This is a genomic window from Amycolatopsis mongoliensis (assembly GCF_030285665.1).
Taxonomy (GTDB): domain Bacteria; phylum Actinomycetota; class Actinomycetes; order Mycobacteriales; family Pseudonocardiaceae; genus Amycolatopsis; species Amycolatopsis mongoliensis.
Genome location: NZ_CP127295.1, coordinates 3052075 through 3065118, shown reverse-complemented (window position 1 = coordinate 3065118; position 13044 = coordinate 3052075). Strand labels below are relative to the sequence as shown.

Below are 13044 nucleotides of genomic sequence, written 5' to 3'. Positions count from 1 at the left end.
CGACCCCGTACCCTTTCAGGGTGGCCCTTCACCTTTTCGACACAGCGACCCGGAGCGTTCGGGAGTTCCACCCCGTCCGTAGCGGAACGGCGTCGATCTACGTGTGTGGTGCCACCGTGCAGGGCGTTCCGCACATCGGGCACGTCCGCGGCGTCCTGAACTACGACGTCCTGCGCCGCTGGCTCGTCCACAGTGGACTGGACGTCCTGCTGGTCCGCAACGTCACGGACATCGACGACAAGATCCTCACCAAGGCAGCCGAAGCCGGCCGGCCGTGGTGGGAGTGGGGCGCGACGCACGAGCGCGCCTTCGAGGAGGCGTACGAGCAGCTCGGCTGCCTCCCGCCGTCGATCAACCCGCGCGCGACCGGGCACGTCACCCAGATGGTCGAGCTGATGGAGCGCCTCATCGAGGCGGGCCACGGCTACGTCGCGGACGGCGACGTCTACTTCTCGGTGAAGTCGTTCGACGGCTACGGCAAGCTCTCCGGCCAGGTCCTCGAGGACGTCCAGCAGGGCGAGACGCCGACGCGCGGCAAGCGCGACCCGCGCGACTTCACCATGTGGAAGAGCGCGAAGCCCGGCGAGCCGTCGTGGCCGACGCCGTGGGGACACGGCCGGCCGGGCTGGCACCTGGAGTGCTCGGCGATGGCGACGTCGTACCTCGGCGCGGAGTTCGACATCCACGGCGGCGGCATCGACCTGGTCTTCCCGCACCACGAGAACGAGCGCGCCCAGTCGAACGCGGCGGGCGACGCCTTCGCGCGGTTCTGGCTGCACAACGCCTGGGTCACCATGTCGGGCGAGAAGATGTCGAAGTCGCTCGGCAACACCGTGTCGATCCCGGCGATGCTGGAGCGCTACCGGGCACCGGAGGTGCGCTACTACCTCGTGCAGCCGCACTACCGGTCGACGATCGAGTACTCCGACGGCGCGCTGTCCGAAGCTGCGCAGGGCTACCGGCGGATCGAGACGTTCCTGCGCCGCGCCGCGCAGTCGGGCGAAGTGACGCTGGGCACGGTCCCGGCGGAGTTCGCCGCCGCGCTCGACGACGACCTGGCCACCCCGCAGGCGTTCGCCGTGGTCCACACCACGGTGCGGGACGGTAACGCCGCGCTCGACGCGGGCGACACCTCCAAGGCACTCGAATTCGCCGCGGCCGTCCGCGCGATGACCGATGTGCTGGGCCTCGACCCGCTGTCCGCGCGCTGGTCGGAGGCGGGCGGTTCCGACTCGCCCACCAAGGACGCGCTGTCCCGGATCGTCGAAGGGCTGCTGGCCGAGCGCCAGCAGGCCCGGGCCGAGAAGGACTTCGCCCGCGCGGACGCCGCCCGTGACCGCCTCCAGCAGGCGGGCATCGTGGTGGAGGACACCCCCAACGGTCCGCAGTGGACAGTCAAGTCCGACTGAGCCGTTCTCTACGCAAGGAAACTTTCACCATGGCAGGCAACTCGCGGCGCCAGGGCGCGATCCGCAAGACGGGCACCAAGAAGGGTGCCGTCGTCGGCTCGGGCGGTCAGCGCCGCAAGGCCCTCGAAGGCAAGGGCCCGACCCCGAAGGCGGAGGACCGTCCCGGGCACAAGGCCTACCGGTCGGCCAACGCCGCGACGAAGCGCGACCAGGCGCGGCAGAAGAAGGCCGACAAGCCGGAGCTGATCGCCGGGCGCAACCCGGTGGTCGAGGCGCTGCGCGCGGGCGTCCCCGCGACGGCGCTGTACGTCGCCCTGAACATCGAGATCGACGACCGCGTGAACGACGCCGTCCGGCTGGCCGGCGACAAGGGCATCTCGATCCTGGAGATCCCGCGCGAGGAGCTGGACCGCAAGACGAACCGCGCCGTGCACCAAGGCCTCGGCCTGCAGGTCCCGCCGTTCGAGTACGCCCACCCGGACGACCTGATGGCGGCGGCGCGCAACTCCGGCGAGGTGCCGCTGTTCGTCGCGCTCGACGGCGTCACCGACCCCCGCAACCTGGGCGCGGTGATCCGCTCGGCGGCCGCGTTCGGCGCGCACGGCGTGCTCCTGCCGGAGCGCCGCAGCGCGGGCATGACGGCGGTGGCCTGGCGGACGAGCGCCGGCACGGCGGCGAAGCTGCCGATCGCGGTCGCGACCAACCTGACGCGCCAGCTCAAGGCGTGGGCGAACGACGGCCTGATGCTGGTGGGCCTGGACGCCGACGGCTCGGTGGACATCGACGAGCTCGAACTGGCGGCGGACCCGCTGGTGATCGTGCTGGGCTCGGAGGGCCGCGGCCTGTCACGCCTGGTCCGCGAGACGTGCGACGCGACGGTGTCGATCCCGATGGCGGCGGGCGTGGAGTCGCTGAACGCCTCGGTGGCCGCGGGTGTCCTGCTGGCCGAAGTGGCGCGGCGCCGGCGTCTCACCGGTCGGGTCTGACACGACCACCCACTCGGGTTAAGGTCACCGTCGGATAGACCGAGGGGACCCGATGTCGTTCGTTTCGCCACTGTTCCTGTGGTACTTCATGCCGGCGGTGCTCATCGCCGTGCTGGTGTGCCCGCGGACGTGGCGAAACGGCATCGTCGCGGCCGGCAGCCTGCTGTTCTACACGATCGGCGCCGGCCCGTTCGTGTTCCTGCTGCTCGGCTGCATGGTCGTCAACTTCCTGGCCGGCCCGCTGCTGGCGCCGAACCCGTTCGACCTCGACAGCGGGCGGCGGCGCAAGATCCTCATCGCGGTGGTGTCGCTCGACGTCGCGGTGCTGCTGATCTGGAAGTATGCCGGGTTCGCGACGCAGCAGATCGCGGCCGTCGCGCACTGGTTCGGCGGCAGCGTGCCCGTCGCGAGCCTGGTCGTGCCGATCGGTATCTCCTTCTACACGTTCCACCACATTTCGTACGTGGTCGACATCTACCGCGGCGAGCGGCAGGCGCTGCGGAACCCGGTGTCGTTCGCCGCGTACATCGCGATGTTCCCGCAGCTGGTGGCCGGCCCGATCGTGCGCTACCGCGAGATCGCCGACCAGCTGCCGCAGCTGCGTTCCCACCGGCTCGACGACATCGCGGCCGGCTTCCCCCGGTTCGCGCTGGGGCTGTGCAAGAAGACGATCATCGCCGACTCGCTGAGCCCGCTGGTCGAAGCGTGCTTCAAGGTGCCCCCGGACCAGATGACGTTCGCGACGGCGTGGCTCGGCGCGATCGGCTACACGCTCCAGCTGTTCTTCGATTTTTCCGGCTATTCGGACATGGCGATCGGCCTCGGCCGCATGCTGGGCTTCCGGCTGCCGGAGAACTTCGCGCGGCCGTACTCGTCGGTGACGATCACGGAGTTCTGGCGCCGCTGGCACATGAGCCTGTCCCGCTGGTTCCGCGACTACGTGTACATCCCCCTGGGCGGCAACCGCAGCGGCGCGGCCAAGACCTACCGGAACCTCTGCATCGTGTTCGTGCTGACGGGTTTCTGGCACGGCGCGCAGTGGACGTTCCTGGTGTGGGGCTGCTACCACGGAGCGTTGCTGGTGATCGAGCGCCGCTTCGGCTTCGACCTCGACCCGTCTTCGCGGTGGCCGCGCCTGGCCCGCCGGGCGCTGACGATGCTCCTGGTGGTGTTCGGCTGGGTGTTCTTCCGGTCGGCCGACCTGGGCCACGCGCTGTCGATGATCGGGCACATGCTGATCCCCGACTTCGCCGGCCTGGGCACGGGCGTCGAGGAGGCGTTCACGAACCAGCGGCTGGTGCTGCTGCTGGCGGCACTGGTGGTGTTCCTGCTCCCGGCCCACCCGGTGACGGGCCCGCTGCTGGAGTCCTCCCGCAGCCGCCCGGCGACGGCGTTGCGCATCGGCGTGATGACGGTCGGTCTGGTGTACGCGGCGATCCTGATCGCGACGGGGACGTTCAGCCCGTTCCTCTACTACCAGTTCTGACCAGCGGATGCGGACGGGAGGGGCAGCCGTGCCGTGGCGGCCGTCGAGCTGGGATGCGGTCCCGGGTCGTCGTTTCGACCCCTACCGCGAACGAGCCGGCCGGCTCTTCACCGATGAAGGCGAGGCCGGCTTCGTGTTCGTGCGCTTGAGCCCGGCGGTCGCGCAGATCGGGGGTGCGCTGTGGTGGCGCCGGTGGTCGGAACCCTTCGAGCAGGTCGAGGAGTACTACTGGCTGGCGGACGGCGGGTTCGCCGACACGGTGACCGACGCCGGCGATCTGGCGGACGAGGTCCGGGACTGGGGCTCGGGCAGGATGAGCGTGGCCGGCGAGACCTGCCGGGTCGAGTGGCTCGACGACGAAAAGTCGAGGCTGGTGCGCGACGACGTCTTCCGCCTGGGCTCTTCGGCCGGCTGAACGCGTCCGGTCGGCCGGCCGTTCCCGGGAACGGCCTGGCAGCATGATCGGGACGACCACCGGCACGAGGGAGCCCCGAAGGATGAGCGAGCTGGCCAAGGTGCCGGGCGTGATCCCGTACGTCGACCACCACGACGGTCCCCGGCGGCTGCTCGCCGTCGAGATCCCGCACCTCGGCCACACCGTGCGCGCCTACGCGCCGATCGCGAGCATCGACGGGCGGCAGTACGTCGTCTCCTGGGGCTCGGTGAGCTTCGAAATCCCCGCCGACCGGAACGTGCACGTCAGCGTGCACCTGCAGACCAACAGCGGGCACGACTACACGATCACCCCGTTCGCCTCCACCATCCTGCCGCCCCACCCCGCGCCGGTGCGGCTCGTCGCCCAGTTCGCGCCGAGTCAAGGCCCCGAAGGCGCGCTCGTCCCCGTCGGCTGATGCTCGCGACGCGGTATCTCTTCCTGACCCGCCACGGCGAAGCGGCACCCACCGGCGACCTCACCGACGCCGGGCGGCAGCAGGCCGTACTGCTGGGCCGGCGGCTCCGCGAGGTCCCCATCAACGCCGTCCACCACGGTCCCCTCCCGCGCGCCTCGCAGACCGCCGCGCTCCTCGCCACCCAGCTCCCGGGCGTCCCGGTTTACGTCGACGAAGCGGCTGACGACTTCGTCCCCTACACGCCCATGCGCGAGGAGCTCCCCGAGACCTCCGGCGACCTCCTGCACGCGTTCGCGCGGCAGCTTCCGCCCGCCGACGAAGAAAGAGCCGCCGAAGCCGAGCGGCGGTTCACCGGGCCCGTGCCCGGCACCGAGACGCGCTACGAAGTGCTCGTCACGCACAACTTCCTCGCCGGCTGGCTCGTGCGCGCCTCGCAGGACGCGCCGCCGTGGCGGTGGCTCGCCCTCGACCACGCCAACGCGGCGCTCACCGTGATCCGCTACTCGCCCGGGCGGCCGGCCGCGCTGCTGACCTACAACGACGTCGGCCACCTGCCCGCGGAACTGCGCTGGACCGGCTTCTCGCCCGACTTTTACCTTCCGTAACCGGCGAACGCGGAGCGTTGCCACCCTGGAAAAGGTGTCTCGCCCGAATGGCGGAGCCTGTCAGGATGGCCGGATGAGTCCCGTTCCGTCGCCCACCACCGATCGGCTGAGCGACTACCTCGCCGCCGACGCCGTCGTCGATCACCGGCACCCCTCGATCCGCGCCCGGGCCGACGCCTTCCGGACGGCGAGCGATGATCCCGTCGAACGCGCCGAGGCCGCGTTCCTCTTCGTCCGGGACGAGATCGAGCACGTGATCGACGCGGCCGATCCGCGCGTCACCTGGCGGGCGTCGGACGTCCTGCGCGAGCGCGTCGGGATCTGCCACGCGAAGGCGCATCTGCTCGCCGCTTTGCTGCGCGCACAAGGGATCCCGGCCGGGTTCTGCTACCAGGAGCTGTCCGCGCTGCACGGGCTGAATGCCGTGTATCTGCACGGCAGGTGGTCGCGCCTCGACGCCCGCGGCAACCGCACGGGCGCCCGCGGGGAGTTTTCGCTCGGCGAGGAAAAACTGGCCTGGCCGGTGGACACCGCGCGCGGCGAACGCGATCACCCGGAGATCCACCCCGCGCCCGCGGCGGTCGTCGTGAATTTCCTGATGACGGCCGAACCCGGTCCCGGCTGGTACGAAAAGGGCCTCCCGGCCGTCCTTTGAGCCAGGTTTTCCGTGATTTTCGGAAAACTCGACAACCCGGTTAATTATTGCCCTGAGTGACGTCTGTCCGTCATCCTTGTCCCCCGAACTTCTTATTTCGCACGCTCCGCCAGGCGCGTAAAGTAACTCCCCGCGCTCGAACCGACACTTTACGCATTCGTCCGTTCGGGTGGTTCGAGGGAGGTGAAGCACGTGGCCGCGGAAGGCGGACGCCTCCGCCGTACCCCACTGCAGGAGATCTTCTGGACCAGGACGAGCCTGCTCCTTTCGGTGCTCGTCGTGGTCGCCGGCCTCAGCCTGTGGCTCGCCGGCCTGATGGACCCCGGCACCGGGAAGAACCTGGTGTCGGCACTGGGCACCGGCACCCTGATCTCCGCGATCGTCGGGTTCGGCACCACACTGATCACCGCCAGTGCGTCGCAGCGGGCGCTGGTGACCCCGGTGATCGAAGAAAGCCGGCGCGCGCTGGAGGATCTGAGCGCCGAATACCGCGCGCTGAACAAGGAGTTCTTCCCCACCGACGTGTTCGAGGCGACCACCGACCCCGATCCCGCGTTCAACCGAGCGCTGATGGCCGACCTCAACGCCACCCGGCAGTACTTCTTCCGCGGCTTCTCCGGCCGGCACGCGGCCGCCCGGCTGTTGCTTTCCCGCACAGAACGCGAACTCCGGGCCGTCATCGCCGATCCGCGCGACGCCAGTTCGATCAGCGGGCGCGCCCGCTACCTGCTCCGCCGCGAGGCGGGCGACGTCGACTACGAACAGATCCAGACCCGGCTCGACGAAGAGATCCGGATCGGGCTGGTCGGCCTCTTCCTGGCGCGCAGCCGCTGCGCGCAGGTCGACATCACCGTGGTCGCCGACCCGCCGCTGGACCGGCTGGAGATGTTCGACGACAGCGTGTGGGTGTCGCTCTACAGCGACGTTCGCGGCGCCACGAAGCTGTACCCGCGGTCCCTGCGGTTCACCGAGGGTTCCTTCCTCTACAACATGGAACGCGCCGAGTTCGTGCGCGTCTCGCAGTCCCGGACCGGCCGCCACTTCCGCATCACGTCCGCCACGACGCGGACGGATTTCCTGGCGCTGTTCGAAAAGATCACCGGATCCCCCCTGTCCGAGGAGCAGTTCCGCGAGCTGGAAAGCAAGTTCCACGCTTTCCGTGCGGAGTTCTCCCAAGTCGCCGAGCTAGGGAGCTGACCTTGCTCACCCGCCTGTCCCCGCTCACCGAACTGGCCACGCGCCTGCGCACGGCCGGGTTTCCGCTCGCCGCCGACTGGCGCACGGTCGACACCTGGTTCCGGTCGTGGGCCGACCACCCCGAACTGCGGGAGGAGCTGCGCTCGCAGCTCCGCTCGCTGTCCGCCGCGCAGGTGGCGAAACTCCTGCGCTCGTCCCGGGAAACCACGACCCATTTCGCCTGGTGCCTGCTCGATTCGCCGGCCGACCCGTTTTCCTTCTGGCTGCACGAATACAAGGCGCAGAAGGACTGGCGGGAGGGGTACGCGGATTCCGTGCACAACCACAGGTACCACTTCTGCACCACCATTCTCCGGGGCAGCTACCTGCACGAAAGGTACGAGACGGCCCACGATCCCCGCACCGGCCTGATTTCGGCCGCACACCTGCGTCGCCGGACGTTGTGCCAGGCCGGGGCGTGCGCCACCATGCTGGCCGACGAATACCACCGCATCCCTTCGGCGACTTCCGGCACGATGACGTTCCTCGTGAAATCACGGCCGGTGAGCACGTTCAGCCTTTCCTACGATCCGGCCAGCGGAATCGGCCATCGTCACGTTCCGGTTGAGGTCCGATTGGGGGAATTGGCCGACCGCATCTAGCTACACACCGGCGTCAAGGGCGCTTACCATTACTCCACCCGTCTGAACACCACGGCCGGGATCGGAGAGGTGTATGCGCACGCAGGAAAGCACGATCGACCAAGTCACCATCGACGCCGTCGAAAACCGGGTGCACCGGCTTTGCCGCCGATACGCCGAACGGTTGCCGTTCCACGGCTGGCACCACGTGGGTTTCGTCCGCGCGAAGGCGGCCGGCTTCGCCCAGCACAACGGGGCCGACCGCGCCGTGGTCGAGGTCGCGGCGCTGGTGCACGACGTCAACTACCTGGTGCTCCGAAACTCGCCCGCGGCGGCGGGCCGGAGCCTGCGGCTGGAGATCCTCGCGGAGTGCGGGGTCCCCGACGGCGTGGCGCGCTGGATCGACGAGATCGTCGACGAAGCCGAAATGGCCACGCGCGGCCGCGACATTTCGCTGGAGGCGCAGGCCCTGAGCGACGCGGACACGCTGTTCAAGGCGCTGCCGGTGACGCCGGTGGTGCTCGCGCACCGGTACCTGCGCGAGAACGGGCTGAGCCTGCGCGAGCTGGCGCACAAGATCGTCGGCGAGCAGTGCGACGTCCACGACGAGGGGTACTACTTCTACAACCCCGAGGCGGCGGCGACGTACTCGCGCTGGGCGATGGCGAACCTCCAGCTGTGGCAGTGCATCAAGGAGGCGGTCGACGACCCGACGGTGGCGGAACTGCTGGACGCGGTCCACGCCGTCGACGTGCTGGCGTCCTAGTTCGGGCCGTTTTGGCCGTAACCCCGCAGCCGCTCGACGACGTTGGCCACCTCGGGCGGCGGCAGCAGGCTCGGCCGGCCGGCGCTCTGCGCGAGCAGCCACACCCGGCAGGCCCACTCGAGCTGCTGGGCCCGGTGGTAGGCCGCCTCGAGGCCGTCGCCGTAGGTGAGGGTGCCGTGGTTGGCCATCAGGCAGCCGCGGCGCCCCTCCAGGGCCTCGAGGACGGCCGCGGCGAGCTCGGGCGTGCCGTACGTGGCGTAGCGCGCGACGCGCACCGAGGGGCCGATCGTGGCGAGGATGTAGTGGACGGGCGGCACCTCGCGCACGAGGGTCGACACGGCGGTGGCGTGCGGCGAGTGCGTGTGGACGACGGCGGTGACGGGCTCGCGGTCGGGATCGCGCACGTCCCAGTAGACGGACAGGTGCATCGGCAGCTCGCTGGTCGGCTTGAGCGAGCCGTCGACGACCTGCCCCCCGAGATCGACGACGGCCACGTCGGCCGGGTTCATGCTCGAGTAGGGAACGCCGGTCGGGGTGACGGCGACGAGATCCCCGGCCCGCACGGAGACGTTCCCGGACGTGCCGACGACCAGGCCGTCCCCGACCATCCGGCGCGCATAGGCGCAGACGGCGGCCCGCTCGGTCTCGAGGATCATGCGCAGGTCCCGTCGTCTCGTGGGTGATCGGCAGCTGAGCTGAACACTGCCAGCCACCCACGAGCTCCGGCCACCTCGGGGCACCCCACCCGTCCCTGGCCCGGTCGTGCTGTCGTGAATGACCCATTCACCTCATCTGACGACAGGAATGAGTCATTCACGACATCCGGAGCACCTCCGGGCCGCCCACGAGACGCCCCACGCAGGAGGTGTGGCCGGGGCCGAGATTGGCCCGGCGCCTCCCGAAGATCCGGGAGGCGCCGGCGTCTGGAGGGGAAAGGATCAGGCCTTCGCCGGTGCGGCGGGCGCAGCCTGGGCCTTCGCGGCAGGGGCAGGGGCCGGCGTCGGCTTCCGGTCGCCGTTTCCGGAAGCGGGTGCTTCCTCCGCCGGGGCCGCCAGCAGCCGCATGGCCTCCTGGACCGCCACGTCCGTGGCCGCGATCCGCTCGGCGACCTTCGACCGCAGGTCCAGAGCCAGTTTCCGGTTGTGATCGGCCTCCGCCTGCTGGGACTTCGCCGACGCCAGCGCCGCCTCGGTCTCCTGCTTCTTGCGGGCGTTCTCCTCGTCGAAGGCCTTCTTCCGCGCGGCCAGCTCCTCCGAAGCCTTCCGGTCCGCCGCGGCCCGTGCCTCGGCCGCGGCCGCCTCGGCCTTCGCGTCCGCTTCCTTGCGGGCCCGCTCGGCCGCCGCGGCCAGCTCGACGCGCTTCGCGCCCGCCGCCGCGTTGAGCTTCTCGATCTCGCCCTTGGCTTCGGACAGCAGGCGGGCGCGCTCCTCTTCCGCGTCCTTCGCCAGCTTGTCGGCCGTGCGACGGGTCTCGTGCGCGTACTTGTCGGCCTGGTCGCGGGTCGAGGCCGCGTCCGCCTCCGCCGCCGAACGGAGGTCGGCGATCTCCTCTTCGGCCAGCTGCATCATCATCCGGACGCGCTCGGCCATGGCGCCGGCGCCGGACGGGCTCGAGCTCATCCGCGCGAGCGCGGCCTTCGTCTCGGCCAGTTCCTTCTGCGCGTACGCGAGGGCCTTGGAAAGGTCCGACGACGTCGCAACGGCTTCATCCCGGCTGCGGGCTGTCTCGCGGAACTCCTTGGTCAGCTCGGCGAGGCGTTCGTCGACCTGTCGTTGGTTGTAGCCGCGGACACCCACGGCGAACTGGGCGGTCTTCGGGGCGGAGTGGGGCTTCTCAGGCGCGACCATCGGGCCACCTTAATGAGCAAGGGACCTTCAGGACGTACCGCCAAACGGATGCATCACGAATTTGGGAACCCCCGGTAACACATGGCATCCTGACCTCGGTTGACCAGCGGTTGACACGAGGAGGCCACTGTGGACATACAGGCGGTCCTCGCGGACATCGGCGCGCACTGGCACGTCTACGCCACCATGCCGCTCATCGCCGCCCTGATCGGCTACCTCACCAAGCGCGTCGCCATCGAGATGATGTTCCGGCCCCTCGAGTTCACCGGCGTCAAGCCGTTCTTCGGCTGGCAGGGCGTCATCCCGGCGAACGCGCGGCGGATGGCCACCACCGCCGTCGATCTGCTGACCCGCAACCTCGTCGACCCGCAGGAGATCTTCGCCCGGCTCGACCCGGAAGAAATGCTCAAAGAGCTCGAAGCGCCCCTGCTCAAGGCCGTCGAAGACGTCACGCGCGAGGTCATGGAGACCTACCAGCCACGGCTCTGGGAACTGCTGCCGACGCGGGCGCAGCGGCTGCTCGTCGACCAGGTCCGCGCGCAGGCGCCGGCGGTCGTCAAGCGGCTGCTGCGGGAGGTCTCGACCAACATCGACGACGTCCTCGACGTCGACGACATGCTCATCAACGCGATGGTCCGCGACAAGTCGCTGACGTGCCGGCTGATCCGCGAGGTCGCCGCGCCCGAGTTCAAGTTCATCGCGCGTTCGGGCATCTGGTTCGGGTTCGCGATCGGGCTCGTCCAGTTCGTCGCCTGGGCGCTGACGAAACAGCCGCTGATCATGCCGGTCTTCGGTTTCGTCACGGGCTTCGTCACGGACTGGCTCGCCCTGAAGATGATCTTCTACCCGCGCGAGCCCCGCGGGTTCGGGTTCTTCCGCTGGCAGGGCATGTTCCAGAAGCGCCGCCAGCAGGTCGCCGCCGACTACGGCGCGCTGATCGCCGACGAGGTCCTCACCGTGCGGAACGTCATGGAGGCCGTGCTCACCGGGCCGCGCGCGGACAAGCTGTTCGCGCTGGTCACCCGCGAGGTGCAGCGCACGATCGACGCGCAGGCGAGCATCGCCAAGCCGCTCGTCGCGCTGACCATCGGCGGCAAGCAGTACCAGCAGATGAAGCGCGCGGCCGCCGAGAAGGCCATCGCCTACCTCCCCGAAACGGTGAAACACGTCGAGAGCTACGCGACCGGCGCGCTCGACGTCCGCAACACGATCGTCGGCAAGATGCAGCAGCTGACGCCGCTCGAGTTCGAAGGCATCCTGCGTCCGGCCTTCAAGCAGGACGAATGGAAGCTGATCGCGGTCGGCGCGGTCATCGGCGGACTGGTGGGTGAACTCCAGGTGCTGCTCCTGCTGCACTGATCAAGGGCCGATAGCGTGCGCGAGTGGACTTCGGCACGCACTGGCAGGTGTACGTCACCATGCCGTTCATCGCGGCGCTGATCGGGTACGTCACCAAGCGCGTCGCCATCGAGATGATGTTCCGGCCCCTCGAGTTCACCGGGATCAGGCCGTTCCTCGGCTGGCAGGGCGTGCTGCCGGCGAACGCCGAGCGCATGGCGGCGACGGCCACCGAAATGCTGACGACCACCCTCGTCGACCCGAAGGAGATCTTCGCCCGGCTCGACCCGGCGCAGGTCGCGAAGGAGATCGAGCAGCCGCTGCTGCGGGTCGTCGAGGACGTCACCCGCGAGGTGATGGAGACCTACCAGCCGCGGCTGTGGGAGGTGCTGCCGAACGGCGCGCAGCAGCTGCTGCTCAAGCGCGTCCAGGCCGAGGCGCCGAAGGCGATCACCAAGATCATGCGGGAGATCGCCGACAACATCGAGGACGTCCTCGACCTCCAGCACATGGTCGTGACGAACCTCGTCCGCGACAAGGCGCTGCTGAACCGGCTGATCCGCGACATCTCCCGGCCCGAGATGCGGTTCATCGCCCGCTCCGGGATCGGGTTCGGGTTCGTCCTCGGCTGCGTGCAGCTGGTGGTGTGGGCGCTGACGAAGTCACCGGTCGTGCTGCCGGTGTTCGGCCTCCTCATCGGCTGGTTCACCGACTGGCTCGCCCTGAAGATGATCTTCCTGCCGCGTGAGCCTCGCCGCTTCCTCGGCCTGTACACCTGGCAGGGCGTCTTCCAGAAGCGCCGCGACCAGGTCGCGGCCGACTACGGCGACATGATCGCCCGCGAGATCATCACGATCCCGAACCTCCTGGAAGCCGTGCTGCGCGGGCCGAAGTCCGACCGGCTCTTCGCGATGATCACGCGCGAGGTGCAGAAGACGATCGACGCGCAGGCGAGCGTCGTCAAGCCGTTCGTCGCCATCGCCGTCGGGACGAAGAAGTTCCAGGAGATGAAGCAGACGGCGGCGGCGAAGGCCGCGGAACGCGTCCCGGAGACGATCCGGTACGCCGAAAACTACGCGATCAACGCGCTCGACGTGCGGAACACGATCGTCGACCGGATGAAGAAGCTGAGCGCGCTGGAGTTCGAGCAGCTGCTGCGGCCGGCGTTCCGGCAGGACGAGTGGAAGCTCATCGCCGTCGGTGCGGTGATCGGCGGGCTCGTGGGGGAACTGCAGGTGCTCGCCCTGCTCGGGTAGCCGGTACGGTTTCGCTCTCGGCACCGCG

At 69.5% G+C, this 13044-nt stretch carries 14 protein-coding genes; 12 read left to right on the top strand and 2 right to left on the bottom strand.

Annotated features, from left to right (window positions below; all coding sequences use genetic code 11):
- Positions 1-20: 20 nt before the first annotated feature.
- The 10 genes from cysS to QRX60_RS14920 all read left to right on the top strand — a co-directional run bounded on the left by cysS (position 21) and on the right by QRX60_RS14920 (position 8575).
- Positions 21-1409 carry a cysteine--tRNA ligase gene (gene cysS / locus QRX60_RS14965; RefSeq protein ID WP_286001375.1) on the top strand — a complete coding sequence of 463 codons (1389 nt, stop codon included), beginning with the start codon at positions 21-23 and terminating at the stop codon, positions 1407-1409.
- 29 nt (positions 1410-1438) lie between these two features.
- A complete protein-coding gene (gene rlmB, locus QRX60_RS14960) occupies positions 1439-2395 on the top strand; it encodes a 23S rRNA (guanosine(2251)-2'-O)-methyltransferase RlmB (RefSeq protein ID WP_286001374.1) in 957 nt (318 codons plus the stop codon).
- 52 nt (positions 2396-2447) lie between these two features.
- Positions 2448-3881 (top strand): MBOAT family O-acyltransferase, encoded by a 1434-nt coding sequence (locus QRX60_RS14955; protein WP_286001373.1) that lies wholly within the window; start codon positions 2448-2450, stop codon positions 3879-3881.
- A gap of 28 nt (positions 3882-3909) precedes the next feature.
- Positions 3910-4296: a hypothetical protein gene (locus QRX60_RS14950; RefSeq protein ID WP_286001372.1), complete on the top strand. Its 387-nt coding sequence runs from the start codon at positions 3910-3912 to the stop codon at positions 4294-4296.
- A gap of 82 nt (positions 4297-4378) precedes the next feature.
- Positions 4379-4732, top strand: coding sequence for a hypothetical protein (locus QRX60_RS14945; protein WP_286001371.1), 354 nt, complete (start codon positions 4379-4381; stop codon positions 4730-4732).
- Positions 4732-5337: a histidine phosphatase family protein gene (locus QRX60_RS14940; protein ID WP_286001370.1), complete on the top strand. Its 606-nt coding sequence runs from the start codon at positions 4732-4734 to the stop codon at positions 5335-5337. The genes QRX60_RS14945 and QRX60_RS14940 overlap by 1 nt, the downstream gene beginning before the upstream one ends.
- 73 nt (positions 5338-5410) lie before the next feature.
- Complete coding sequence (locus QRX60_RS14935) at positions 5411-5992, top strand: transglutaminase-like domain-containing protein (protein ID WP_286001369.1); 582 nt, start codon at positions 5411-5413, stop codon at positions 5990-5992.
- Positions 5993-6175: 183 nt separating this feature from the next.
- Positions 6176-7189: a hypothetical protein gene (locus QRX60_RS14930; protein ID WP_286001368.1), complete on the top strand. Its 1014-nt coding sequence runs from the start codon at positions 6176-6178 to the stop codon at positions 7187-7189.
- A gap of 2 nt (positions 7190-7191) precedes the next feature.
- Entirely contained in the window at positions 7192-7830 is a 639-nt protein-coding gene (locus QRX60_RS14925) for a hypothetical protein (RefSeq protein WP_286001367.1), read from the top strand.
- Positions 7831-7903: 73 nt separating this feature from the next.
- Positions 7904-8575 (top strand): HD domain-containing protein, encoded by a 672-nt coding sequence (locus QRX60_RS14920; protein WP_286001366.1) that lies wholly within the window; start codon positions 7904-7906, stop codon positions 8573-8575.
- Here the strand turns inward: QRX60_RS14920 and QRX60_RS14915 are convergent.
- Together QRX60_RS14915 and QRX60_RS14910 are read right to left on the bottom strand one after the other, a co-directional pair.
- Positions 8572-9231 (bottom strand): class II aldolase/adducin family protein, encoded by a 660-nt coding sequence (locus QRX60_RS14915; protein WP_286001365.1) that lies wholly within the window; start codon positions 9229-9231, stop codon positions 8572-8574. The two genes, QRX60_RS14920 and QRX60_RS14915, sit on opposite strands and share 4 nt — an antisense overlap.
- Positions 9232-9513: 282 nt before the next feature.
- A complete protein-coding gene (locus tag QRX60_RS14910; protein WP_286001364.1) occupies positions 9514-10422 on the bottom strand; it encodes a coiled-coil domain-containing protein in 909 nt (302 codons plus the stop codon).
- Between the two features lie 129 nt (positions 10423-10551).
- Between QRX60_RS14910 and QRX60_RS14905 the strand changes: the two genes are divergently transcribed.
- A complete protein-coding gene (locus QRX60_RS14905; RefSeq protein ID WP_286001363.1) occupies positions 10552-11781 on the top strand; it encodes a DUF445 family protein in 1230 nt (409 codons plus the stop codon).
- A 59-nt stretch (positions 11782-11840) separates the two neighbouring features.
- The gene (locus tag QRX60_RS14900) at positions 11841-13016 is read left to right on the top strand and encodes a DUF445 family protein (protein ID WP_286003601.1); all 1176 of its coding nucleotides are present in this window, start codon (positions 11841-11843) and stop codon (positions 13014-13016) included.
- Positions 13017-13044: the final 28 nt, after the last annotated feature.